The organism is Streptomyces sp. VTCC 41912 (assembly GCF_045799175.1).
In the GTDB taxonomy this organism is placed as follows: Bacteria; Actinomycetota; Actinomycetes; order Streptomycetales; family Streptomycetaceae; genus Streptomyces; species Streptomyces albulus_C.
In genome coordinates this window covers 97750-121837 of sequence record NZ_JBJMAB010000011.1, presented here as the reverse complement: position 1 = coordinate 121837, position 24088 = coordinate 97750, and the positions used below count along the sequence as shown (strand labels likewise).

The following is a 24088-nucleotide window of genomic DNA, read 5'->3' as shown; positions in this document are numbered from 1 at the left end:
GGTGTGCGTTTCCGTGGTGCCGGGGGCCGCGCCGGGGCGGGGAGGGGCCGGGCGCGGCCCGGTGGGGGCCGGTGCCGGTCGGTCAGCTCTTGTCGAACTTCTTGAATTCCGCGCTGAAGCGGGAGACCCAGGCGTTCTTCTCGACCTGGTACGCGGTGATCATGGTGTTGGTGGTGTCGCCGTACGCGTCGAAGGCGATGTGGCCGGTGACGCCGTCGAAGGTGACGGTGTTCATGGCGGCGGTGACCTTCTTGCGGGCGTCGTCGGGGAGTTTGCCGTTGTTGTCGGCGACTGCCTTCTTGACGGCCTGGATGAGGGCCCAGGTGGCGTCGTAGGTGGAGCCGCCGTACGCCTCGTAGGACTCCTTGAAGCCGGCGGCCTTGTAGTCGGCGATGAACTTCTTGGCGGAGGCGAGCTGTTCGACGGGCTTGCCGACGGAGGACGCGTAGTCGCCCTGGGCCCGCTTGTTGAGTTTGATGTAGTCGGCGCTGTACATGCCGTCGCCGCCCATGAGGGGGACGGTGACGCCGCCGTCCTTCAGCTGCTGGCTGAGCGGGCCGGAGGCGGGGTACTCACCGCCGTAGAAGACCATGTCGGGGGCGGCGGTCTTGGCCTTGGAGACGACGGCCTTGAAGTCGCGGTCGTCGGGGCTGATGTGGTCGGTGCCGACGACGGTGCCGCCGAGTTTGGTGAACTGGTCCTTGAAGGAGGAGGCCAGTCCGGTGCCGTAGGTCTTCTGGTCGTCGATGACGTAGGCCGTCTTGGCCTTCATCTTCTCCCAGGCGTACTGGCCGTCGAAGGCGCCCTGCACCTCGTCGGTGGTGGCGGTGCGGAAGTAGGTGGGGAATTGGCGGGTGCGCTTGTTCTTCTTCCAGTCCTTGCCCTGGGTGAGGTCGGGGGTGGTGTTGGCGGGGGATATCAGGGTGACGCCGTTTTGCTGGGAGACCTGTTGCATGGACTGGGCGACGCCGGAGTTGAGCGGGCCGACGATGCCGAGGACGGCGGTGTCGCCGGCGAGTTTGGTGGCGTTCTGCTGGCCGACGTTGGGCAGCGCCTTGTCGTCGAGGGGTTCGAGCTTGAAGGTGACGCCTTTGACCTCGCCCGTCTTGTTGGCGATATTGACGGCGAGTTGGGCGGAGTTGCGGATGCCGAGGCCGAGGGCGGAGAGTTCGCCGGTGGTCGGGGCGTCGAGGCCGATGACGACGCTGGTCTTCCCGTCGTCGGCGGCGTTGCCGTCGCCGCGGGATCCGCAGGCGGTGAGGGTGAGGGCGCCGGTGGTCAGTGCGGTGGTGAGGAAGAGCAAGGAACGGTGACGCACGATCAGTCCTTTCCTTGGCCGCGGCCACGGCTGACGCCTGGCCGGATCGCGCGCCGGGCCGTACGGGGCGGTGCGAGGGGCGTGCGCGGGGCGCCCGGCGGCGCAGTGACTGGCGGTGAACTCTAGAGTGCGCCGCGGCTGGCCGGAACTGACGCTGTCGAGCTTGTGACGCTCTTGTTATGACCTTCTATGAGCGTTTTGCCGTCACGCTCCTTACCGGGTGGGTCGGTGGAGCGGAGGGCCAACTCGCACTTCTGGCGCGGAGTTGGGCCGGTGGCGCCGCCGTGACGTCCGGGAACCGCGGGACGCGGCTCGGGGGTGGATGTTCGGCCGGGCGACCGACCGGCGCGCGCGTCACGCAGGGTCACGGGACGGCGAACGGCCCCGCCCCGGGGGTCCGGGACGGGGCCGTGACGGCCGGCGTCGGGGCGCCGGCCGGTTGGCCGGTATCCGACGTCAGGCGCGGTACATGCCGGGGTCGGCGTCGCGCAGCAGGCAGGTCAGGCGGGCGCTGCAGACCCGCTTGCCGGCTTCGTCGGTGAGGGTGACCTCGTAGGTGGTGGTGGACCGGCCGCGGTGCACGGGCGTGGCCACGCCGGTGATCAGTCCCGAGCGGACGCCGCGGTGGTGGGTGCAGTTGAGGTCGACGCCGACGGCCGCCTTGGTCGGGCCGCCGTGCAACATCGCGCCCACCGAGCCGAGGGTCTCGGCCAGCACCGCGGAGGCGCCGCCGTGCAGCAGTCCGTAGGGCTGGGTGTTGCCCTCGACGGGCATGGTGCCGACGACGCGCTCGGGGCCGGCCTCGGTGACCCGGATGCTCATCCGCTCGCCCAGGTGTCCGGCGGAGAACAGGGCGGGCAGGTCGACCCCGATGCCGGCCCACTGGTCGAGGATCTCCTGCGGGAACGTGGTCGTGCTCTGCTCACCCATGGACTGCTCCGTTTCGCTCGCCCTCGAACGTGCCCTTGATCGTCGCGGATCTGGGCCCGTTCCTATCAGGTCTTCGGGCGGGCACCCGTGGCGGGGTGCCCCTTGGCGGCAGGGGTCGCGTGCCGCCCCCGGCGCTCAGCCCTCCGGCGCTGCCTCCAGCCGGACGACCACCGACTTCGAGGCGGGGGTGTTGCTGGTGTCCGCGGTGTGGTCCAGCGGGACCAGGACGTTGGTCTCCGGGTAGTAGGCGGCCGCGCAGCCGCGGGCGGTGGGGTAGTGCACCACCCGGAAGCCGGGGGCGCGCCGTTCGCTGCCGTCGGTCCACTCGCTGACCAGGTCGGCGTAGGCGCCGTCGGCGAAGCCCAGTCGGTCGGCGTCGTCGGGGTTGACGAGGACGACCCGGCGGCCGTTCTTGATGCCGCGGTAGCGGTCGTCGAGGCCGTAGATGGTGGTGTTGTACTGGTCGTGCGAGCGCAGCGTCTGCAGGAGCAGCCGGCCTTCGGGGGCGGTGGGGAACTCCACCGGGGCGGCGGTGAAGTTGGCCTTCCCGGTGGCGGTGGGGAAGCTGCGGCTGTCCCGGGGGGCGTGCGGCAGGGCGAAGCCTCCGGGGTGGGCGACCTTGGCGTTGAAGTCCTCGAAGCCGGGGATGACGCGGGCGATCCGGTCGCGGATCGTGGCGTAGTCCTGCTCGAAGTCCTCCCAGGGGGTGCTGCTGCGGTCGCCCAGGACGCGGCGGGCGAGGCGGGCGACGATGGCCGGCTCGGAGAGCAGTCGGGGGCCGGCGGGCTCCAGGCGGCCGCGGGAGGCGTGCACCATGCCCATGGAGTCCTCGACGGTCACGAACTGGTCGCCGCTCGCCTGGCGGTCGCGTTCGGTGCGGCCCAGGGTCGGCAGGATCAGGGCGCGGGCGCCGGTCACCGCGTGGGAGCGGTTGAGCTTGGTGGAGACGTGCACGGTGAGGCGGGCGCGGCGGACGGCGGCCTCGGTGACGTCCGTGTCGGGGGTGGCGGAGACGAAGTTGCCGCCCATGGCGAAGAAGACCTTCGCGTGTCCGTCGCGCAGGGCGCGGATGGCGCGGACGACGTCGTAGCCGTGCTCGCGGGGCGGGGCGAAGCCGAACTCCTCCTCCAGGGCGTCGAGGAAGGCCGGGGCGGGCCGTTCGAAGATGCCCATGGTGCGGTCGCCCTGGACGTTGCTGTGTCCCCGTACGGGGCAGACGCCGGCTCCGGGGCGGCCGATGTTGCCGCGCAGCAGGAGGAAGTTGACGACTTCCTGGATGGTGGGCACGGAGTGCTTGTGCTGGGTCAGGCCCATCGCCCAGCACACGATGGTGCGTTCGGAGGCGAGGACCATGGCGAGGGCGCGCTCGATCTCGTCGTGGGTGAGGCCGGTGGCGCGCAGCGTGTCGTCGGCGTCCTCGCCGGCGCGGGCCAGGGCCGCGAACTCCTCGAAGCCGTGGGTGTGTTCGCGCAGGAAGTCCTCGTCGAGGGCGCCGTCCGTCTCCAGGATGCGCCGGTTGAGGGCGCGGAAGAGGGCCTGGTCGCCGCCGAGCCGCACCTGGAGGAAGAGGTCGGTCAGGGCGGTGCCGCCGCCGGCCAGGCCGCGCGGGGTCTGGGGGTTCTTGAACCGCTCCAGGCCGGCCTCGGGCAGCGGGTTGATCGAGATGATCTTGGCGCCGCCGGCCTTGGCCTTCTCCAGCGCGCTGAGCATCCGGGGGTGGTTGGTGCCCGGGTTCTGGCCGGCGACGATGATCAGGTCGGCCTTGTAGAGGTCCTCCAGCAGGACGCTGCCCTTGCCGACGCCGAGGGTGTCGGTCAGTGCCGAGCCCGAGGACTCGTGGCACATGTTGGAGCAGTCGGGGAGGTTGTTGGTGCCGAACTCGCGGGCGAAGAGCTGGTAGAGGAAGGCGGCTTCGTTGCTGGTCCGGCCGGAGGTGTAGAAGACGGCCTCGTCGGGGGAGTCGAGGGCGGTGAGCTCCTCGGCGATGAGGTCGAAGGCGCGCTCCCAGGTGACCGGCTCGTAGCGCTCGGCGCCCTCGGGGAGGTACATGGGGTGGGTGAGGCGGCCCTGCTGGCCGAGCCAGTAGCCGCTGCGGGTGGCGAGGTCCGCGACCGGGTGGGCGGCGAAGAAGTCGGGGGTGACCCGCCGCAGGGTGGCTTCCTCGGCGACGGCCTTGGCGCCGTTCTCGCAGAATTCGGCGGCATGCCGCTTGTCGCCCTCGGGCCAGGCGCAGCCGGGGCAGTCGAAGCCGTTCTTCTGATTGACCCGCAGCAGGGTGAGGGCGGTGCGGCGCACGCCCATCTGCTGCTGGGAGATCTTCAGCGCGTGGGTGATGGCCGGGACGCCGACCGCCGAGTGCTGGGGCGCGCTGACCTCGGGCGCGTCTTGGACCGGGTCCGAAGCGGGCGGCTTGCCTGCCATGGCGCTCTCCCTGGGGTCGTGTGCCGGGGGCCGCCGGGTCGCGGCGGATCGTTGCCGTACACATCTGATTCGTGCGCCTCCGATCCTGTCATGGACGGGCCGGGGCGAGTAAGGGGACCGCGCGGCGGTGGGCGCGGCGCGGCAGGGGCCCCGGGCGCTCTGCGGGGCGGTCCGTCGGCCCGGCGGATCCCGCCGCGGCGGGGATTGTCAGTGGACCGTGGCAGGATCGGGGGCGTGGCAGGAAAGGCAGCGAAGATGAGCGAAGCGACCGGCACCGAGGCGGCGTGCAGCCGTCCACGCCTGCTCCTGATGGACGGGCATTCCATGGCGTACCGGGCGTTCTTCGCCCTGCCCGTGGAGAATTTCACCACCGCGACCGGGCAACCGACCAACGCGATCTACGGCTTCGCGTCGATGCTCGCGAACACCCTGCGTGACGAGGCGCCCACGCACTTCGCGGTGGCGTTCGACGTCTCCCGCAAGACCTGGCGCTCCGAGGAGTTCCCCGAGTACAAGGCGAACCGCTCCAAGACGCCCGACGAGTTCAAGGGCCAGGTCGAGCTGATCGGCGAGCTCCTCGACGCGATGCACGTCAAGCGCTTCGCGGTGGACGGCTTCGAGGCCGACGACGTGATCGCCACGCTGGCCACCCAGGCCACCGCCCAGGGCTTCGAGGTCGCCATCGTCACCGGCGACCGCGACTCCTTCCAGCTGGTCTCCGAGGACGTCACGGTCCTCTATCCGACCAAGGGCGTCTCGGAGCTGACGCGCTTCACCCCGGAGAAGGTCGCCGAGAAGTACGGCCTGACCCCCGCCCAGTACCCGGACTTCGCGGCCCTGCGCGGCGACCCGTCGGACAACCTCCCGGGCATCCCGGGCGTCGGCGAGAAGACCGCCACCAAGTGGATCAACCAGTTCGGTTCGTTCGCCGAGCTGGTGGCGCGCGTCGACGAGGTCAAGGGCAAGGCCGGGCAGAACCTCCGCGACCACCTGGAGTCGGTCAAGCTCAACCGCCGGCTGACCGAGATGGTCCGCGACGTCGAGCTGTCCTGCGGCCCCGCCGAGCTGACCCGCGCGCCCTACGACCGCGAGGCCCTCAAGGTCTTCCTCAACGCCCTGGAGATCCGCAACCAGGGCCTGCGGGACCGCCTCCTGGCCGTGGACCCGGGCGCCGCCGAGAGCGCCGAGCCGGTCGAGCCGGCCGCCGGCGTCGAGGTGGACGGCACGGTCCTCGGCACCGGCCAGCTCGCCCCGTGGCTGGCCGAGCACGGCACCGGACCGCTGGGCGTGGCCACCGTCGACGTGTGGACGCTGGGCAGCGGCAGCGTCGCCGAGGTGGCGCTGGCCACCGGGCACGGCCCGGCCGCCTGGTTCGACCCGTCCCAGCTGGACGAGGCCGACGAGCGGGCCTTCGCCGCCTGGAGCGCCGATGCGGCCCGCCCCAAGGTGATGCACAACGCCAAGGGCCTGATGCGGGTCTTCGGCGAGCACGGCTGGCGCATCGACGGCGTCGCCATGGACACCGCACTCGCCGCCTACCTGGTCACGCCCGGCCGCCGCTCCTTCGCGCTGGACGCCCTCTCCATCGAGTACCTCGGTCGCGACCTCGCCCCGGCCGCCGCCGGCGACGGGCAGTTGGCGTTCGGCGCGGACGAGCAGGCCGAGGCGGAGGCCCTGATGGCGCAGGCCCGCACGGTCCTGGACCTCGGGACGGCCTTCGGTGCGAAGCTGGCCGAGGTCGGCGCCACCGACCTGCTGCGCGACGTCGAGCTGCCCACCAGCGAGCTGCTCGCCCGGATGGAGCGGGCCGGCATCGCCGCCGACCGCGGCTGGCTGGAGCGCATGGAGCAGCAGTTCGCGGGCGCCGTGCAGCAGGCCGTCAAGGAGGCGCACGCCGCCGCCGGCCACGAGTTCAACCTCGGCTCGCCCAAGCAGCTCCAGGAGGTCCTCTTCGGCGAGCTGGCCCTGCCCAAGACCAAGAAGACCAAGACCGGCTACACCACCGACGCCGACGCACTGGCCTGGCTGGCCGGCCAGACCGACAACGAACTCCCGGTGATCATGCTCCGGCACCGGGAGCAGGCCAAGCTGCGCACCACGGTCGAGGGCCTGATCAAGACCATCGCCGCGGACGGCCGGATCCACACCACCTTCAACCAGACCGTCGCCGCCACCGGCCGCCTGTCCTCCACCGACCCCAACCTGCAGAACATCCCGGTGCGGACGGACGAGGGCCGGGCGATCCGCCGCGGCTTCGTCGTCGGCGAGGGCTTCGAGTCGCTGCTGACCGCCGACTACAGCCAGATCGAGCTGCGGGTGATGGCGCACCTCTCCGAGGACGAGGGCCTGATCGAGGCGTTCACCTCCGGCGAGGACCTCCACACCACCGTCGCCTCGCAGGTCTTCTCGGTCGACAAGACCGCGGTCGACCCGGAGATGCGCCGCAAGATCAAGGCGATGTCGTACGGCCTGGCCTACGGACTCTCCGCGTTCGGACTCTCCCAGCAGCTGGGCATCCAACCCGACGAGGCCCGCAAGCTGATGGACACCTTCTTCGAGCGGTTCGGCGGGGTGCGCGAGTACCTCCAGCGGGTCGTCGAGGAGGCCCGCGCCACCGGCTACACCGAGACGATCCTGGGCCGCCGCCGCTACCTGCCCGACCTCAACAGCGACAACCGCCAGCGTCGCGAGATGGCCGAGCGGATGGCGCTGAACGCCCCGATCCAGGGCACCGCAGCCGACATCGTCAAGATCGCGATGCTGCGGGTCGACGTGGCGCTGCGCGCGGCGGAGCTGTCTTCCCGGATGCTGCTCCAGGTCCACGACGAAATCGTGGTCGAGGTGGCCCCCGGCGAGCGCGCCGCGGTCGAAGAGCTGGTCCGCAGGGAGATGGCCGCCGCCGTCGAACTCCGCGCCCCGCTCGACGTCTCGGTCGGCTCCGGCGCGGACTGGGAGTCGGCGGCGCACTGACCGCCGCCCGGGGCGTACGGTGCCCGCGCCGTACGCCCCGTCCCGGGCCGCCGCGTCAGGCGGCCCCGGCGCCCGCCGGACGCCCGGGCGCGGTCCCGTCCGCCGCGGCGCCGCGTAGCCGGACCCTGCGGTCCACCAGCCGGAACGCCGCCGCACAGGCCAGCAGCCCCGGTACGAGCCCGGCGCCCGCCCCGAAGAGCAGGTCCGGCAGGTAGTCGAACCACCCCACCGCCGCCCCGTGGACGGCGTACGCCCGCACCGTGCGGTAGCCGGCGCCCAGCAGCACCCCCAGGACGACCGGGGCGGCGAGCAACAGCCGCAGTCGCAGCGACAGTTCGGGAGCCGCGCGCCCCGTGCCGCCCGCACCTGCCGCGGGGCGCCGCCGCAGCGCCGTCCACAGGAACCACCCGATCCCCACCAGCGCCAGCGCCGAGGTCCCGTACTGCACGTACATGGCCAGCGGACGGTCGCCCACCACCGTGTTGAGCGCGGGGACCAGCCGGGTGCCCCAGCGGCCGGGATGGGTGAAGGCGTCCCACACCACGTGGGACGCCGAGCCGAGCACCGCCGACACCGCGAACCACCCCACCAGCGCCGCCCGTTCGCGCAGCGGCCGCGGCCGCCGCACCCCGCCCCCGACGAACGCCCCGAGCCGCTCCCACCCGCCCGGCGGCAGCAGCGCCAGCAGCGGCGCGCGCACCAGCAGCCAACCGCCGACCAACACCGCGGTGAGCAGCACGTCCACCGTCACCACCCCGACCGGGGCGTGGGTGGCCGCGCCGAACGCCATACCGCCGGGAACCACGGTGCCGGCGTAGTACGTCACATCCGGGGCGAACGAGCCGGCGACCAGCGCCGAGGCGACCAGGGGACCGCGCGCCGCGCCGGTTCGACGGACGAGCGGCAGGACCGCGGCGGCATGGCTCAGGGTGAACGGCATCTGCCCCTCCTCGATCGATTCGGTTCATTATGTGGCCGATGGGAGTAGTGGCTGTGCGGCCCGAGTTGCCGTAGTGTCGCCGCAGTTGAGGCGCTGGGGAGCGCCCTACGGCGGCACGCACGAAGTGCCGGGGAAACCGGCGCCGCGCGCGGCAGTCGAGACGGAGGGGACACCAGGTATGGCAGCCACATTCCGGCGGCGCCTTCACAGGGGAGCGGCCTCGACGGCGGTGGCAGCGGCGGCGCTGGCCGCGCTGACCGCCTCCCAGGCGCCCGGTGCCGCGGACCGCCCGGCCGGTCGCGCCGACCGCAGCCCCGCGCCACCCGCGGGCACCCCCATCGACGGCGGCTCGTCGTTCTTCACCGACGCGCCACCCCGTAAGACCCCCACCCCACCGCACAGTTCCGGCCAGCCCGGCGGCACCGGCACTCCCGTGCACGGGCCGTCCCAGGCCGGCATTCCGGCCACCGTCCTGGCCGCCTACAAGAAGGCCGAGGCCGACCTCCGCGCCTCCGCCCCCGGCTGCCGGCTGCCCTGGCAACTGCTCGCCGGCATCGGCGAGGTGGAGTCCGGCCATGCCCGGGGCGGCGCCGTCGACGCGGCGGGCACCACGCTCCAGCCGATCCTCGGCCCCCAGCTCAACGGCAACGGCTTCGCCCTGATACCCGACACCGACCACGGTCGCTACGACGGCGACTCCACCCACGACCGGGCCGTCGGGCCGATGCAGTTCATCCCCTCCACCTGGTCGCAAGGGGGCCCGGGCGGCACGGGCTGGGGCGCCGACGGCAACGGCGACGGCGTCAAGGACCCCAACAACGTCTTCGACGCCACCCTCGCCGCCGGCCGCTACCTCTGCGCCAACGGCCGCGACCTGTCGGTCCAGGCCGACCTGGACCGAGCCGTCCTCGGCTACAACGACTCCCGCGAGTACCTGCAACTGGTGCTGTCCTGGTACGGCTTCTACCAGAAGGGCACCTTCGAGGTCCCGGACGGCAAGGGCCCGCTGCCCGTACACCGCGGCGGCGGCACCGCCCACAACGATGGCGGCACGGCGAAGGGCGACCGCGGCGGCGCGAAGACCACCCCGACTGCCCCGGGCGGCACGGCCGGCCGGACGAAGCCCGACGAGCCGGCCGTCCCGGGCGGTCCGTCCGCACCCCACGGCTCCACCGGCCCCACCCACGGCGGCGGCACCGGCACCCCCGCGCCCGCCCCGAAGCCGGCCCCGGACCCGGATCCGAAGCCGGCGCCCACCCCGAAGCCGCCCGCGAAGCCCGCCCCGCTCACCGCCCTCGAAGCCGTCGGCGACAAGGATGGCAAGGCCCTCACCGCCACCGTGGGCACCGACTTCGCCACCGCGCCCCGGATCCGCGCCAAGGACGCCGACGGCAAGCCGATGGCCGGCGCGAAGATCCGCTTCGCCCTCACCGGCGCCCTCCCGCGGGGTCTCGGCTTCGTTCGGGCCGGGGGCACCCCCCTCCCCGACGGCACCACCGAGGTCACCGTGACCACCGACAAGGACGGCCTGGCCACCGCCCCGACGCTGCACGCCGGTGACACGGCCGGTCCGTTCACCGTCCGCGCCACCGCCGTCGACCGCACCGTGCGCCCCGTCGACTTCGCCGGCACCGTCACCGCCAAGCCCGCGCCGAAGGCCGACGCGCTCGCCCGGACCTCCGACGAGGCGCTCACCACCGCGGCCGGCGGCGCGTACGCCGACGACGCCGTCCGGATCAAGGCCACCTACCAGGGCAAGGCCGCGGCCGGGGTCGCGGTCACCGCGACCCTGATCACCGACGACCCGAAGAAGCCGGTCGAGAACGACCGCGGCCCCTACTTCAAGGACCCCAAGGCCACCGGCGCCGACAAGGACAAGCCGGTCCGCACCCGCACCGGCCTCACCACCGACGCGGACGGCCTGCTCACCCTCCCGAAGATCTACACCGACGCCCACGCCGGCACCTTCCGCCTCCGGCTGACCACCGCAGACGGCGCCGTGCTGACCGTCACCCTCACCGTCACGGCACCGGCCGCCGCCTCCTGACGGACCGGCCCGGCCGCACCACCACCACCGCCACCGCCGCCCCGCCCGTTCACCGGGCGGGGCGGCGGTGGCGGTGAAACGTGTTCTCATCTCGACCGCCCGTTGCTACCGTGCCCCCGCCCTGACGCAGCATCAGTTCAGTTCTCCGGGAGGACGGCCATGCGCGCCCTGATAGCAGCCGCGGTCGGCCTGGCCGCGGCGCTCGCCCTCATCTTCACCGTCACCGCCATCGGCGCCCCCGAGGGCCGCACCTCCCCCAAACCGCTGTTGACCACCGTCCCCGCACACCCCTGAGGGAGGGCCGCCACCGCCATGCGCCGAACCCCGCCCGGCAAAGGGGCGCACCCGTCAAAGCCGCCGAGAGGGATGCGCCGCACCGCGAGCCTCGTCCTGCTCGGCCTCGCCGCCTTCTTCACCGCCCTGTCCCCGCTGATGCGGTGGTACGCCTTCCCCCGCCTCGCCAAGATCCCGCCCAGCCAGTACCAGGACATGGTGCTCCAGGCCCGGCCCGCCACCCTCCTCGACTACGGCACCATGAAGGCCCGGCGGGTTCCCGAGGTCACCATCGTGCAGACCCTCAAGGGCGACGTCGCCGAGGCCCACCGGATCGAACGCAGCACCGGCCGCGACGTCGTGGTCTGGAACGCGCTCTCCTACGTGGCCGGCCCCGACGGCAAGATGGTCTCCGAGATCCCCGAGCGCTACATCTTCGACGCGCACTCCCAGGACCCGGTCCACGCCGCCGGCGAGATGGTCGACGGCGACCCCGTGCGCCGGTCCGGCATTGAGTACAAGTGGCCGTTCCTCACCGAGAAGCGCGACTACTCCTACTTCGACCCGCAGACCCGCACCTCCGCCCCCATCCACTACAAGGGCACCCGGACCTTCCACGGCCTGGAGGTCTACTACTTCGAGCAGACCATCCCCTGGACCAAGGTCCCACTCCCCAAGAAGATGCCGGTCAAGGGGATCACCCCGCAGGCCGTCGAGAAGATGGGCACCACCCGCTGGTACTCCACCACGCGGATGTTCTGGGTCGACCCGGTCACCGGAGCCCCGGTCAACGGCGAGGAGATCCACAAGGAGGAGCTGCGCGGCGGCCAACTGCTGCCCGGCGGCGGGAAGGTCACCGCCTTCGCCGGTCACGTCAAGATGCGCGCCGACTACGTCGACTCCACGCTGGCCCTCGTCACGTCCCAACGCACCCTCGTCCTGCTGCTCACCAGCTACCTCCCCTGGGGGTTCCTGGGCCTCGGCGCGATCCTCCTCGCCCTCAGCCTGCACCTGGAGGCCCGCGGCCGACGGCCCCGCCCCGCCCCCGCGCCACCGGCGGCCGAGGGCGTTGTCAGCGGTGCGCCGTAGCGTGGAGACATGACGCCGACGAACCGACCGCACCGCCCCCGAAAGCCGTGCCGCGCACGGGAGTTGACGCACCCCGCGGCCCTGGGAGGGCGCGCCGCGCGAGACCGTCCGCCGTGCAGCGGGACCGCCCCGCCCGGCGGGCCGTCACCCCCGCCGCAGCCGCGCCGAGGTGTGCCGGGTCGCCTCGGCCGTCGACGGGTCCTCCGGCCAGGGGTGCTTGGGGTAGCGGCCGCGCAACTCCGCCCGGACGGACCGGTAACCGTCCCGCCAGAAGGAGGCCAGGTCCGCCGTGACCGCCGCCGCCCGACCGGCCGGGGAGAGCAGGTGCACCAACACCGGCACCCGCCCGCCCGCCACCCGCGGCGACTCCCGCAGTCCGAACAACTCCTGCAACTTGACGGCCAGTACGGGCTGCTCGCCCTCGTAGTCCACGCGGATCCGGGACCCGCTCGGCACCTCGATCCGCTCCGGCGCCAGCTCCTCGAAGCGCACCGCCTCCCCGGTCGCCCACGGCAGCAGCCGGGGCAGCGCCTGGCCCGCGTCCACCCGTCCCAGGTCGGCCCGCCGCCGCGCCCGCCCCAACTCCGGCCCCAGCCAGTCCTCGACGCGCTCCAGCAGCGCCGCGTCCGACACGTCCGGCCACGGGGCGCCCAACTCCCGGTGCAGGAAGGCCATCCGCTCCCGCACCGCGATCGCCCCGGGTGTCCACCGCAGCAGCCCGAGCCCCTCCCGCCGCAGGCCGTCGACGACCGCGTCCCGCAACAGCGCCGGATCCGGCGCGGTCAGTGGCCGGGCCGTCAACTCGATCGCGCCCAGCCGGGACACCTGCCGGGCCACCACCTCCCCGTCCGCCCAGTGCACCTCCTCCCCGGCGGCGTACAGCGCCCCCGCCGCGGTGCGGGCGGTCTCCTCGTCGATCACCGCCGCGAGCCGGATCCGCGCGGACGCCGCGGTGACCGGCCGGTCCGCCACCGCGACCGCCAGCCACGGCGCGTCCCGCAGCCGCGACCCGTCCCCGTCCCGGCCCCCGGCCAGATCGGCGCCGGTCCCGGACGCCATCAGGTAGCCGCCGGCGCCGCGCGCCCGGGCCACCCGCTCGGGGAAGGCCAGCGCCGCGATCAGCCCCGCCACCGCGTCGTCGGACCCGGTGCCCCCGGCGGCCGGCTGCGGACGCCCGCCGTCCTCCCGCGCGGGGCCCCCGTCCGCCGTCGCGAGCCGCCGCGCCTCCTGTCGCCAGCGTGCCGCGTAGGCGTCACCGCCCCGGCGCGCGGTGCGCCACGCGGCGGCCAAGTCGTCCCCGTAGGACCGCGGCGGTTCCTCGCTGAGCAGCGCCACCACCTCCGCCGCGCGCCGTGTGCCGACCTCGGCCCCGCCGTCCACCAGGGCCCGGGCCAACCGCGGGTGCAGTCCGAGCCGCGCCATCCGCACGCCCCGTCCGGTCGACCGGCCCGCGCCGTCCACCGCGCCGATCGCCGCCAGCACCTCCTGGGCCGCGGCCAGCGCCCCGCCCGGCGGCGCGTCGAGCAGCGCCAGCCCGCTCGCCGTCGGATCGCCCCAACAGGCCACCTGGAGGGCGAACGCCGTCAGGTCGGCGACCTTGATCTCCGGGTCCGGGAAGCGCGGCAGCCGCCCGTCCTCCGCCTCGGCCCAGCAGCGGTAGACCACCCCGGGCCCCTGCCGCCCGGCCCGTCCGGCCCGCTGCCGCCCGGCCGCCCGCGAGGCCCGTACGGTCGCCAGCGCGCTGAGCCCGCGCGCATGGTCCCGCCGTGGCACCCGCGCCAGCCCGCTGTCCACCACGGTCCGGACACCCGGCACGGTCAGGCTCGACTCCGCCACGGAGGTCGCCAGCACCACCCGACGCACCCCGTCCCCACCGGCCAGCACCGCGTCCTGCACCTCGGCCGGCGCCCGCCCGTGCACCTGCAGCACCTCGGCGTCCACCCCGGCCAGCTGCCCCGCGACCCGCCCGATCTCCCCGACGCCGGGCAGGAAGCACAGCACGTCACCGGTCTGCTCGCGCAGCGCCCGCCGCACCACGGCGGCGACGTGCGCCAGCAGCGCCGGATCCACCCGCATCCCGTGCGCCGGCGCGACCGGCCGCTCCGGCGGCGTCCACACGACGTCCACCGGGTACGAGACCCCGTCAGCCGCCACCACGGGAGCCGGCTCCCCGTCGCCGCCCAGCAGCCGCGCCCATCCCTGGGCGTCGGTCGTCGCGGAGGCGGCCAGCAGCTGCAACTCCGGACGCAGCGTCGCCCGGACGTCGAGGAGGAAGGCCGCACAGGTGTCGGCGTCCAGATGCCGCTCGTGACACTCGTCCAACACCACGACGTCCACCCCGGCCAGCTCCGGATCGCGCTGCAGCCGTTGCAGCAGCACCCCGGTGGTCACCACTTCCACCGCCGTGCGGGGCCCGACCCGCCGCTCCCCGCGCACCGTGAAGCCGACGCGGTCGCCCACCCGCTCGCCCAGCAGCCACGCCATCCGCCGGGCCGCGGCGCGGGCCGCGATCCGGCGCGGCTCGGCGACGAGGACCCGCCGCCGCGGCCCCGCACCGGTCAGCCCCGCGAGCTCCAGCGGCACCAGGGTCGTCTTGCCGGTGCCGGGCGGCGCGCACAGCACCGCGGCACCGGCGGTGTCGAGGGCGCTGCGCAGCGCGGGCAGCGCACTGCGGACGGGCAGCTGGGCGAGGGCGGCACCGGGCGTGCCCGCGGCCGGAGAAGGGGGGAGGCTCACCGTTCCAGTCTGCCGCCCGGCCGGACCGCGCCGGCCGCCCGCCCCACCGCGCTCCGCCCCGGGCCCTACGCCCCGTCCGCCGTGCAGACGAAGATCGCCGTCCCCGGAATCAGGTGCCCGCGCAGCGGCGACCAGCCGCCCCACTCCTGGGCGTTCCAGTCCGGCCACTCCGGTTCGACGAGGTCCACCAGCCGGAAGCCGGCGGCCACCACGTCCCGCACCCGGTCACCGACCGTGCGGTGGTGCTCCACGTACACCGCCCGCCCGTCGTCGCCCTGCTCGACGTAGGGCGTGCGGTCGAAGTAGGAGGCCGCCACCGACAGGCCCTCCGGCCCCGGCTCGTCGGGGAACGCCCAGCGGATCGGATGGGTCACCGAGAACACGAACCGCCCGCCCGGCCGCAGCACCCGCCGGACCTCGCGCAGCACCCGCACCGGATCGGCGACGAAGGGCAGCGCCCCGTAGGCGGAGCACGCGAGGTCGAAGCTGCCGTCGCGGAACGGCAGCGCGCCCGCGTCCGCCTGCACGAGGTCGAGCGGGCCGCCGGTGTCGTCGCCGGCGATCCGCAGTGCGTGCTGGAGCTGCCGGTGGGAGAGGTCCAGCGCCACCGGCAGTGCCCCCTGCGCCGCCAACCAGCGCGAGCACTGCGCCGCCCCGGCGCCGATCTCCAGGACCCGCCGGCCCTTCAGCTCCGCGGCCGGCCCCAGCAGCGCGGCGTCCGCTTCGTCGAGCCCCTCCGGGCCCCACACGAAACGGTCGTCCCCGAGGAAGCCGCCGTGTTCCCGTTGGTAGTCGTCCGCATTGCGGTCCCACCAGCCTCGGCTGGCCCGGCTGCTCTCGGCGTCCGAGGCGTCACGGCGGGTCGCCTCCGGCTCGTCGTCCTTCGCGTATTGGCTCATCGCGCCCGTCGTCGTAGTCTTCGCTGTGCTTGTCGCAGCGGGGGACTGTGAGGTCGTACGACCTCGCGGAACATCGCGTGCGCCGGTTATAGGGCGCTCTGTCCCTGGTGTGCGCCTTTCGCGCATTGACCCTGTCCGGCTGCCCCCGTATGCTACAAGTTGCGCTGCGGGCCTGCGTGCCTCGGACGGAGTAGGCCGCGCTTGCATCTGTATGAATGTCCCCTCGGTTTTGAGGCGTTTCGGGTTGCTCCGGTTTGCGGGGCCTCCGGAGGATGCGCCTTAGACGCTGTCCGGTCTGATGCAGAGGCGATACGGGCTCTCGGCGTAGCAGTACCTACGACTTCAATGTCCGTACCGGAGCCCTTTCCCACATGACGAGCAGCACCGAGACCACCGCCACCACCCCGCAGGTTGCGGTCAACGACATCGGTAACGAGGAAGCTTTCCTCGCCGCGATCGACGAGACGATCAAGTACTTCAACGACGGCGACATCGTCGACGGCGTCATCGTGAAGGTCGACCGGGACGAGGTCCTGCTCGACATCGGTTACAAGACCGAAGGCGTCATCCCGAGCCGTGAGCTCTCGATCAAGCACGACGTCGACCCCAACGAGGTCGTCGCCGTCGGTGACGAGATCGAGGCCCTCGTCCTCCAGAAGGAGGACAAGGAAGGCCGCCTGATCCTCTCGAAGAAGCGCGCCCAGTACGAGCGTGCCTGGGGCACCATCGAGAAGATCAAGGAAGAGGACGGGATCGTCACCGGTACCGTCATCGAGGTCGTCAAGGGTGGTCTCATCCTCGACATCGGCCTCCGCGGCTTCCTCCCGGCCTCCCTGGTCGAGATGCGCCGTGTCCGCGACCTTCAGCCCTACGTGGGCAAGGAGCTCGAGGCCAAGATCATCGAGCTGGACAAGAACCGCAACAACGTGGTCCTGTCCCGCCGCGCCTGGCTGGAGCAGACCCAGAGCGAGGTCCGTCAGACCTTCCTCACCACCCTCCAGAAGGGTCAGGTGCGCTCCGGCGTCGTCTCCTCCATCGTCAACTTCGGTGCCTTCGTGGACCTGGGTGGCGTCGACGGTCTCGTCCACGTCTCCGAGCTGTCCTGGAAGCACATCGACCACCCCTCCGAGGTCGTCGAGGTCGGCCAGGAGGTCACGGTCGAGGTCCTGGACGTCGACATGGACCGCGAGCGCGTCTCCCTGTCGCTCAAGGCGACCCAGGAAGACCCGTGGCAGCAGTTCGCCCGCACCCACCAGATCGGCCAGGTCGTGCCCGGCAAGGTCACGAAGCTGGTGCCGTTCGGTGCGTTCGTCCGCGTGGACGAGGGCATCGAGGGTCTGGTCCACATCTCCGAGCTGGCCGAGCGCCACGTGGAGATCCCGGAGCAGGTCGTCCAGGTCAACGACGAGATCTTCGTCAAGGTCATCGACATCGACCTCGAGCGTCGTCGCATCAGCCTCTCGCTGAAGCAGGCCAACGAGTCCTTCGGTGCCGACCCGTCGGCGGTCGAGTTCGACCCGACCCTGTACGGCATGGCCGCGTCCTACGACGACCAGGGCAACTACATCTACCCCGAGGGCTTCGACCCCGAGACCAACGACTGGCTCGAGGGCTACGAGACGCAGCGCGAGGCCTGGGAGAACCAGTACGCCGAGGCGCAGCAGCGCTTCGAGCAGCACCAGGCCCAGGTCATCAAGTCCCGCGAGGCCGACGAGCAGGCTGCGGCCGAGGGCGCTGCCGCTCCGGCGGCCGGCGGCCAGGGCGGCGGCGGCAACGTCTCCGGTGGCTCGTACTCCTCGGAGTCGGCGGACAACTCCGGCGCCCTGGCGTCGGACGAGGCCCTCGCCGCGCTCCGCGAGAAGCTGGCCGGCGGCCAGAGCTGAACGGTTCCGACCGTCAGCGCTAGCCGGTTGAGGTAGCTGAAGACGCGAGGCCCGCTCCCTTCGGGGGGCGGGCCTTCGTCATGCCGTGGGGCGCCGGCGGCGTTGCGCCGCGGCGCTCGTCAGCCGACGGGGATTCCGGGGTTGGCGGTGCCCCGGCCGCCGGTGACGGTGTTGTCGCCCGCGATGGTGACCGGGCAGTCGCCCGCCCGGTAGTTGGTGATGTTGAAGCCGTATCGGCCCGAGCCGGTGGCGCCGCTCAGATCGGACCGGTTGCCGCGGAAGACCGCGCCGCATCCCCAGCCCGGTTGTGGGGAGTGGGTCTCGTAGCCGTTGTTCGTGGTGTGGATGCCGGTGTTGTCCTGGACGAGGACCCCGTTGCCCTTGATGTCGACCCAGGAGTCGTCGAAGTTGGCGCCGGTCAGTCCGCTGCCGTCGAAGGTGTTCCCGATGAGCTTGGCGCCGGTCGTGCCCTCCTTGACGTCGACGTTCTCGCCGCCGATGCCCGGGCCGATGGTGTTGTGCAGGACCTGTACGTTGTCGCTCTTGTCGTCCGTGCCGCCCGCACTGCCCACATAGACGCCCTCGCCCATCCCCCGACCGTCCTTGCCGGTGTCACGGATGGTGGAGTTCCGGATGATTCCGTCCTTGCTGGACGAGCGGAAGTGCACGCCCTCCATGGTCAGGTCGTGGACGGTGACGGAGTCGATCACCACGCCGTTCGCGGCGTCCATCACGATGCCCTTCTGGCCGCCGGTGACGGTGAGCCCCTTCACGGTCCAGTACGAGGCCCCGTCCAGGTGGAGTCCGTAGCCGCCGCTCGCCGTGAGCACGGCCTTCGACGAGCCGGTGAGCGTGATCCGGGAGGCGGCGTCGCCGGCCGTGGCGGCCGCGAAGTTGCCGCGGTAGGTGCCGTCGGCGAGTTGGATGGTGTCTCCGGGGCGGGCGGCGGCCAGCGCGTTCTTGAGCTGTGCCGCGGTCGAGACGTCGACCACGCGGGCGGGGGAGGGGGCCGAGGAGGCGGTGCCGCGGCGGTGGGCGGGCGCGCCCTGGGCGGTGGTGGTGGCCCCGGTGGCGGCCAGCAGTGCGGCGGTGGCAAGGGCGGCGAGAGGGCCGATACGCATGCAACTGCCTTTCCGTATATGAACGTTGGGCGGCAATGTGAATCGCGGGAGCGGTGGTGAAGCTAGAGGTCCGGACCAAGGGGCGTCAAGGGGTCGTGCCGGGATGCGCAGGTTGGACCGGAGCGGGGGTGGGGTTCAGTGATGTGAACGGGTGACGTTGAGTGGAAGCGCGGGGCTGAGCGCCGGGCGGGAGGGGCTTGGGGGCGCGGCTTGGGGTGTTGGGCCGGACCGCACGTCCGGAAGCGGAGAGCGGAAGGCCGGGGTGGGAATGCCCGGGGGTGTCCGGGGTGTTCTTGCTCATGGACACGAGGAGGAGCGGTCACTGTGTTGGATCCCCAGGGGTTGTACGAATGGGAGCCGAGCGGGCTCGCGGCGGTCGAGGCGATCACTGCCAGGGATTCCGCCGGCCTGGTGCTGCTGTACCACTTCGACGGCTACATCGACGCCGGTGAGACCGGCGACCAGATCGTGGAGAGGCTGCTCGACGGCCTGCCGCACCGGGTCGTGGCCCGCTTCGACCACGACCGGTTGGTCGACTACCGGGCGCGCCGCCCGCTGCTCACCTTCGAACGGCACCGGTGGACCGCGTACGAGACGCCGCGCATCGAACTCCACCTGGTCGAGGACGCCACCGGTGCGCCCTTCCTGCTGCTGTCCGGGCCCGAACCGGACGTGGAGTGGGAGCGGTTCGCGGCGGCGGTCCGGCAGATGGTGGAGCGGCTGGGCGTCCGACTGTCGGTCAACTTCCACGGCATTCCGATGGGCGTCCCGCACACCCGGCCCGTGGGTCTGACCCCGCACGGCAACCGCACGGACCTGATGCCCGGGCACAGCAGCTTCTTCGACGAGGCCCAGGTGCCCGGCAGTGCCGAGTCCCTCATCGAATTCCGGTTGGAAGAGGCGGGGCACGACGTCCTGGGCGTGGCGGCGCACGTCCCGCACTACATCGCCCGGTCCGCGTACCCGGACGCCGCGCTCACCGCCCTGGAAGCGGTGACGGCCGCCACCGGCCTGGTGCTGCCGAACGCCGCGCACGCGCTGCGCACGGAGGCGCTGCGCACGCAGGAGGAGATCGAGCGGCAGATCTCCGAGGGCGACGAGGAACTGGTCGCCCTGGTCAGTGGCCTTGAGCACCAGTACGACGCGGTGGCCGGGGCCGAGACCCGGGGCAGTCTCGTGGCCGAGCCTGTGGAGCTTCCGTCGGCCGACGAGATCGGCCGCGAGTTCGAACGCTTCTTGGCGGAACGCGAGGCCGAGGGCGGCGGGGCGTGAGCTGAGGCGGATGCCGAGGGGCGGTTCGGGGGCGCGGTCGGTCGTGGGGCGGTAACTGTCGCTCGGCGGATGCCGGTTGGCGTCCGCTGCCCCGAGCGGTCGGTGGTTCTCCGCTCCTCGTATGCGGTGGGCGTCGGTCCTGGCGGCGGGGCGAGGCTTCCCTCGTGCGCGGGCGCCGCCCGGAGGTCCTGCTCGTGGTGCCGGCCGTATAGCGTGGGGCCATGGTGAAGGTGGGGCTGACCGGCGGGATCGGTGCCGGCAAGAGTGCAGTGTCGCGGTTGCTGGCGTCGTACGGCGCGGTGATCGTGGATGCGGACAAGATCGCACGCGAGGTCGTCGAGCCGGGTACGCCCGGACTCGCCGCGGTGGTCGCGGAGTTCGGGGCGGACGTCCTCACGCCGGACGGCACCCTGGACCGGCCCAAGCTGGGTGCGCTGGTCTTCTCCGACCCGGAGAAGCTGAAGGCGCTCAACGCGATCGTGCACCCGCTCGTCGGCGCGAGGTCCGCCGAACTCGAAGCGTCTGCCGGGACGGATGCCGTGGTGGTGCACGACGTGCCACTGCTGACGGAGAACGGCCTGGCGCCGCTCTACGACCTGGTGGTGGTCGTCGACGCGACGCCCGAGACGCAGATGGACCGGCTGGTGCGGCTGCGCGGCATGACCCCGGACGAGGCGGCACAGCGGATGGCCGCGCAGGCCAGCCGCAAGGAACGGCTGGCCGTCGCCGACCTGGTGATCGACAACGACGGACCGCTGGAGGCGCTGGAGCCGCAGGTCCGCGAGGTGTGGGAGCGCCTGCGGGGTGCCTGAGGTCGGACGATAGCCTCACCGCCATGACAACTACCGAGCTTGATCCCAAGTGCCCGGCCACCGGCCCCGAATCGAGTGCCGGGGCCGTTGATGCCGCTCCCGCGTCGTTCGTGGTGAACGTTCCCGGCCTCGCCGACGACGACCTGGAGCCGGAGCCCCTCGACCCCGAACAGATCGTCTCCGGAGACCCGGTGGTGACGGGCAAGGTGCTGTCGGAATCACCGGACGGCAGCCAGATCCGGGGCATCTGGCAGATCACACCCGGTGTGGTGACCGACACCGAGGCGAACGAACTGTTCGTGGTCGTCAGCGGACGGGCGACCATCGAGGTCGAGGGCGGCCAGGTCCTGGAGGTGGGACCGGGCGACGCCTGCGTCCTGCGCGAGGGCGACCGCACGCGCTGGACGGTGCACGAGACGATGCGCAAGGCCTACCACATCAGCCTCTAGCGGCGGTGCATCGACGTCAGCGTGAGGGGCTGACGTCGGTGCGGGACGCGCCACCGATGGCTGGGCGCCTCGGCGGGGCCAGTCCGCCGGACCGGGGAATGCGGCAACGGACCCAGGTGTTGACGCCGTCGTTGTCGCACCGCACAGAACGCCGTACGGAGCATGGTCCTTCGGGGCCAGCCCGGCGCCACCCGGAGAGGAGACGGCCCGTGCACCAGCGCAGTCCCGAGACGAACGTGATTGACTACCGTGCCGCGGAACAACTGCTGTCCGCCCGCGACCCGCGCGGCGCGATCCGGTTGCTGGATTCCGTCATCACCGCACACCCCGAGAACACCGCAGCGCGACTGCTGCGTGCCCGTGCCTTCTTCCTCTCCGCCCAACTCCGCCCCGCCGAGCTGGAGTTCCAGATCGTGTTGGAACGCGAACCGGACAACGCCTTCGCCCACTTCGCCCTCGGCCGCACCTTGGAGCGCGCCAGCCGTCCCGACGAGGCCCTGCGCCACTTCCGCCTGGCTGCCGCACTGGATCCGCGCCCGGACTTCCTCCGTGCCGCCCGGTTCGCCCAGGAGCAGGTCGACGGCGGTCGCGCGGACGGTCCGGACGACGTCGCCGGGTAGTCCTCGTCGGCGTGTGGGGCGTTCGACGGGCGGTGACGGCAAGGGCGGTGATTGTGGCTGTGGCTACGGTCTGGAGTCGCGTCGCCGCCCGGCCGGCCTACGTATCTCATTGCGGCCGTGGTCGGGTTCGTAGGGCGGGATGTTCCTGCCGGGTTGGTAGTGCGGCCCCTGATGGATGTGCCGGATCACCATGCCGAGGTCGGTCAGCGCCACCGCGGCCAATGCGGCGCATGCGGCCGCCCACTGGGGCCGGCCGGCCATGACGAAGGCCACGGTGCCGGCGACGGCCCACAGCAGCCCCCACAGTGCCAACCCGCACCGCATCCGCAGCGGACTGCGTGCGTGCAGCGGCTCATCACCCGAGCGCATCGCCATTCATCTCCTCTCTCCAGCATCCTCCTGATCGCTACGTCCGTCACGTGCCTGGAGGGTCCGCCCGACTGCCTGGGTGGACGCTCCAGGCACGCTGTTTCTCTTTGCCCTGGCGGCCCTGGCGGCCCTGGCGGCCCTGGTGGCCCTGGCGGCCCTGGTGGGTCTGATGGGTCTGATGGGTGTGACGAGTCTCGTGGGTCTGGCAGGCGCCTTGGGGCGCGGTTCGGGCGGTTCCTTCTCTGGTGCGTGGTCGTCGTCGTGCCCGGTTCGGACGTGCGCGGGCTCCCGCGTCGGGGCTTTCCGGCTCGTCGTGGGAGGGGCGTCGGTCGTCGCAGTCCTGTGGGGCTTCCGGGGCGTGGATCGCCTGCCGGATGGGTGTTGATCCATGTGAGTCCACCGATGTCGAGCTGTGAGCGGGCCCGGGTCACCGCGACATAGGCCAGGCGGGCCTCGTCGAGATCGACCGGGCCGGGCAGGGGAACGCCGTCCTCGTCGCACTCGTCGAGGTCATCGGGCGCGGTGAAGTCGTCCGCGATGCGCACGCTCGCCCACTCGCGGCCCTTTGCCCGGTGCGCCGTGGACACCGTGACCTGCGCGGACCGCTCGGGCGAGAGCTGCTCCATGGCGCGGAGCACCGCGTCCGACCCGTGGTCGTCGACGAGTTCCACCAGGGGCAGCAGATCGCGGCCGGCTGGATCGAACTCCGCGTACTCGCGGAGTTCGGCCCAGGTCTCGAAGAGCACCAGCTCGGGGTGTGCGGTGCGGCGCCCCGAGGTGAGGTCGTGCGCGGCGCGGGCCAGGGCGCTCAGCGCCTCTCCGCCCCCGGCGAGCGCGACCCGCAGGTTCGCCTCCAGCTGGCGTATCACTTCGACCATGGCGCCCACGTTCGTCCGGCACAAGATCGCTTCGGGTGCGGGGAGGCGGCACAGCTCGGTCTTCTGCCGGGCCGACCCCGTGAGGCGGATGGGCGCGCCGATGATCGTCAGCCAACGGTTGGCCTCGGCCGCGAGGGCGGGACCGAACCGGAAGGACCGGGTGAGGCCGAGGTGGGTGCCGTCGAAGCCGGTCATCACGTCGCGGGCGCCGCGCCAGCCGTAGATGGCCTGCGCGGAATCCCCGACCAGGACCAGCTGTGCGTGATCGCGCTGTGCGGTGAGGACCTGCTCGACGACCGGATTGGTGTCCTGCGCCTCATCGAGGAGGAGGAAGTCCGCGGGGATGACGGGGGCGGTCAGGGCCCAGATCTTGAGGTAGTGGTCGTGCTCGAAGCGGACCACGCCGCGGTCCGGTCGCTGCAGATCGGCCCATGCCTTGCGGGCGTACGGCAGGACGTGGTCGGCGAGTTGGGCGTGCAGCGGCTCGCACTCGGCGCCGCGCAGTGGCGGGACGTGGTGGTGGGCGATCTCGGCGTCGGCGGACTGGCAGAAACGGGCGACGGTGCGCAGGACGGCGTAGGAGAGGGCCTTGTTGTCGACCTTGCGGGGGCCGATGCGTAAGCGCGTCCCGTCGTCGATCCCGAGGGCGGCGCCGGTGCGCCAGCCCGCCCGACGCGGCGCGTTCAGCCGGGAACGGTAGTGCCGGCCGACCGCGCCGAACGCGAGGGCGTGGGCGGTTCCGCAGCGCACCTCGGCGGGGAAGGTCCGGGCGGCGTGGCGGGCGACGGCGCGGTTGAAGGCGAGGTAGCGGCCGGTACGGCGCTGTCGCCGGGCGACGTCCGCCAGCATCGCCAGGGTCGTCGTCTTGCCGGTGCCGGCGCCGGCCTGGATCACGAGGTGGGCGCCGGTCGGAAAGGCTTCGGCGGCGGCCGTCTGTTCGGGCGTCGGGGTGTGCATGGGGGCTCCTGGTGGGTGGGAACTGCCGGATGGAGTCGCGCTCGGCGGTGGCTCGTGTGGTGCGAGTCGCCGTCTGCCTTCGTCACTGAATGTAATCGAATCGC

Annotated in this window: 18 protein-coding genes; 9 read left to right on the top strand and 9 right to left on the bottom strand. The window is 72.6% G+C overall.

Going from position 1 to position 24088, the window contains the following annotated elements:
- Positions 1-82 precede the first annotated feature (82 nt).
- The 3 genes from ACJ6WD_RS18405 to ACJ6WD_RS18395 form a co-directional block, all read right to left on the bottom strand.
- On the bottom strand, positions 83-1303 hold the full coding sequence (locus tag ACJ6WD_RS18405) for a branched-chain amino acid ABC transporter substrate-binding protein (RefSeq protein ID WP_233658355.1): 1221 nt from the start codon (positions 1301-1303) through the stop codon (positions 83-85).
- Between the two features lie 471 nt (positions 1304-1774).
- Positions 1775-2248 carry a PaaI family thioesterase gene (locus tag ACJ6WD_RS18400; protein WP_016571173.1) on the bottom strand — a complete coding sequence of 158 codons (474 nt, stop codon included), beginning with the start codon at positions 2246-2248 and terminating at the stop codon, positions 1775-1777.
- A 135-nt stretch (positions 2249-2383) separates the two neighbouring features.
- The gene (locus tag ACJ6WD_RS18395) at positions 2384-4669 is read right to left on the bottom strand and encodes an FdhF/YdeP family oxidoreductase (protein WP_407616197.1); all 2286 of its coding nucleotides are present in this window, start codon (positions 4667-4669) and stop codon (positions 2384-2386) included.
- A gap of 255 nt (positions 4670-4924) precedes the next feature.
- On the opposite strand from ACJ6WD_RS18395, the gene polA reads away from it, so the two are divergent.
- Positions 4925-7639, top strand: a complete 2715-nt coding sequence (gene polA / locus ACJ6WD_RS18390; protein WP_407616196.1) for a DNA polymerase I — start codon at positions 4925-4927, stop codon at positions 7637-7639.
- A gap of 55 nt (positions 7640-7694) precedes the next feature.
- On the opposite strand, the gene ACJ6WD_RS18385 is transcribed toward polA, so the two are convergent.
- Positions 7695-8579, bottom strand: a complete 885-nt coding sequence (locus tag ACJ6WD_RS18385; RefSeq protein ID WP_407616195.1) for a DUF4184 family protein — start codon at positions 8577-8579, stop codon at positions 7695-7697.
- A gap of 178 nt (positions 8580-8757) precedes the next feature.
- Here ACJ6WD_RS18385 and ACJ6WD_RS18380 point away from each other — a divergent pair, with 178 nt between their 5' ends.
- The 3 genes from ACJ6WD_RS18380 to ACJ6WD_RS18370 all read left to right on the top strand — a co-directional run bounded on the left by ACJ6WD_RS18380 (position 8758) and on the right by ACJ6WD_RS18370 (position 11988).
- Entirely contained in the window at positions 8758-10626 is a 1869-nt protein-coding gene (locus ACJ6WD_RS18380) for a lytic transglycosylase (protein WP_407616194.1), read from the top strand.
- Positions 10627-10785: 159 nt separating this feature from the next.
- Entirely contained in the window at positions 10786-10920 is a 135-nt protein-coding gene (locus ACJ6WD_RS18375; RefSeq protein WP_103377210.1) for an SPW_0924 family protein, read from the top strand.
- A gap of 72 nt (positions 10921-10992) precedes the next feature.
- Positions 10993-11988 (top strand): DUF3068 domain-containing protein, encoded by a 996-nt coding sequence (locus ACJ6WD_RS18370; RefSeq protein WP_407616193.1) that lies wholly within the window; start codon positions 10993-10995, stop codon positions 11986-11988.
- A gap of 144 nt (positions 11989-12132) precedes the next feature.
- On the opposite strand, the gene hrpB is transcribed toward ACJ6WD_RS18370, so the two are convergent.
- Both hrpB and ACJ6WD_RS18360 read right to left on the bottom strand, forming a co-directional pair.
- A complete protein-coding gene (gene hrpB, locus ACJ6WD_RS18365; protein ID WP_407616192.1) occupies positions 12133-14724 on the bottom strand; it encodes an ATP-dependent helicase HrpB in 2592 nt (863 codons plus the stop codon).
- A gap of 65 nt (positions 14725-14789) precedes the next feature.
- Positions 14790-15623 carry a class I SAM-dependent methyltransferase gene (locus tag ACJ6WD_RS18360; RefSeq protein WP_016575407.1) on the bottom strand — a complete coding sequence of 278 codons (834 nt, stop codon included), beginning with the start codon at positions 15621-15623 and terminating at the stop codon, positions 14790-14792.
- Positions 15624-15994: 371 nt separating this feature from the next.
- On the opposite strand from ACJ6WD_RS18360, the gene rpsA reads away from it, so the two are divergent.
- Entirely contained in the window at positions 15995-17506 is a 1512-nt protein-coding gene (rpsA, locus tag ACJ6WD_RS18355) for a 30S ribosomal protein S1 (RefSeq protein WP_016575406.1), read from the top strand.
- A 119-nt stretch (positions 17507-17625) separates the two neighbouring features.
- Here rpsA and ACJ6WD_RS18350 read toward each other — a convergent pair whose 3' ends face one another.
- A complete protein-coding gene (locus tag ACJ6WD_RS18350) occupies positions 17626-18627 on the bottom strand; it encodes a right-handed parallel beta-helix repeat-containing protein (RefSeq protein WP_407616191.1) in 1002 nt (333 codons plus the stop codon).
- Positions 18628-18951: 324 nt separating this feature from the next.
- Here ACJ6WD_RS18350 and ACJ6WD_RS18345 point away from each other — a divergent pair, with 324 nt between their 5' ends.
- The 4 genes from ACJ6WD_RS18345 to ACJ6WD_RS18330 all read left to right on the top strand — a co-directional run bounded on the left by ACJ6WD_RS18345 (position 18952) and on the right by ACJ6WD_RS18330 (position 21780).
- The gene (locus tag ACJ6WD_RS18345; protein WP_016572060.1) at positions 18952-19899 is read left to right on the top strand and encodes a PAC2 family protein; all 948 of its coding nucleotides are present in this window, start codon (positions 18952-18954) and stop codon (positions 19897-19899) included.
- Positions 19900-20120: 221 nt separating this feature from the next.
- Positions 20121-20711, top strand: coding sequence for a dephospho-CoA kinase (gene coaE, locus ACJ6WD_RS18340; RefSeq protein WP_233658187.1), 591 nt, complete (start codon positions 20121-20123; stop codon positions 20709-20711).
- Between the two features lie 23 nt (positions 20712-20734).
- The gene (locus ACJ6WD_RS18335; RefSeq protein WP_407616190.1) at positions 20735-21160 is read left to right on the top strand and encodes a cupin domain-containing protein; all 426 of its coding nucleotides are present in this window, start codon (positions 20735-20737) and stop codon (positions 21158-21160) included.
- Between the two features lie 209 nt (positions 21161-21369).
- Complete coding sequence (locus ACJ6WD_RS18330) at positions 21370-21780, top strand: M48 family metallopeptidase (RefSeq protein WP_233658188.1); 411 nt, start codon at positions 21370-21372, stop codon at positions 21778-21780.
- 63 nt (positions 21781-21843) lie between these two features.
- On the opposite strand, the gene ACJ6WD_RS18325 is transcribed toward ACJ6WD_RS18330, so the two are convergent.
- Complete coding sequence (locus ACJ6WD_RS18325; RefSeq protein ID WP_232817064.1) at positions 21844-22092, bottom strand: DUF6343 family protein; 249 nt, start codon at positions 22090-22092, stop codon at positions 21844-21846.
- Positions 21984-23984: a UvrD-helicase domain-containing protein gene (locus ACJ6WD_RS18320; protein WP_407616189.1), complete on the bottom strand. Its 2001-nt coding sequence runs from the start codon at positions 23982-23984 to the stop codon at positions 21984-21986. The genes ACJ6WD_RS18325 and ACJ6WD_RS18320 overlap by 109 nt, the downstream gene beginning before the upstream one ends.
- Positions 23985-24088 lie beyond the last annotated feature (104 nt).

Excerpts from the sequence above, each read along its gene's own strand:
- ACJ6WD_RS18400 (WP_016571173.1), bottom strand. The coding sequence starts at position 2,248 with ATGGGTGAGCAGAGCACGACCACGTTCCCGCAGGAGATCCTCGACCAG.
- ACJ6WD_RS18395 (WP_407616197.1), bottom strand. The coding sequence starts at position 4,669 with ATGGCAGGCAAGCCGCCCGCTTCGGACCCGGTCCAAGACGCGCCCGAG.
- polA (WP_407616196.1), top strand. The coding sequence starts at position 4,925 with ATGAGCGAAGCGACCGGCACCGAGGCGGCGTGCAGCCGTCCACGCCTG.
- ACJ6WD_RS18385 (WP_407616195.1), bottom strand. The coding sequence starts at position 8,579 with ATGCCGTTCACCCTGAGCCATGCCGCCGCGGTCCTGCCGCTCGTCCGT.
- ACJ6WD_RS18380 (WP_407616194.1), top strand. The coding sequence starts at position 8,758 with ATGGCAGCCACATTCCGGCGGCGCCTTCACAGGGGAGCGGCCTCGACG.
- ACJ6WD_RS18375 (WP_103377210.1), top strand. The coding sequence starts at position 10,786 with ATGCGCGCCCTGATAGCAGCCGCGGTCGGCCTGGCCGCGGCGCTCGCC.
- ACJ6WD_RS18370 (WP_407616193.1), top strand. The coding sequence starts at position 10,993 with ATGCGCCGCACCGCGAGCCTCGTCCTGCTCGGCCTCGCCGCCTTCTTC.
- ACJ6WD_RS18360 (WP_016575407.1), bottom strand. The coding sequence starts at position 15,623 with ATGAGCCAATACGCGAAGGACGACGAGCCGGAGGCGACCCGCCGTGAC.
- rpsA (WP_016575406.1), top strand. The coding sequence starts at position 15,995 with ATGACGAGCAGCACCGAGACCACCGCCACCACCCCGCAGGTTGCGGTC.
- ACJ6WD_RS18350 (WP_407616191.1), bottom strand. The coding sequence starts at position 18,627 with ATGCGTATCGGCCCTCTCGCCGCCCTTGCCACCGCCGCACTGCTGGCC.
- coaE (WP_233658187.1), top strand. The coding sequence starts at position 20,121 with ATGGTGAAGGTGGGGCTGACCGGCGGGATCGGTGCCGGCAAGAGTGCA.
- ACJ6WD_RS18335 (WP_407616190.1), top strand. The coding sequence starts at position 20,735 with ATGACAACTACCGAGCTTGATCCCAAGTGCCCGGCCACCGGCCCCGAA.
- ACJ6WD_RS18320 (WP_407616189.1), bottom strand. The coding sequence starts at position 23,984 with ATGCACACCCCGACGCCCGAACAGACGGCCGCCGCCGAAGCCTTTCCG.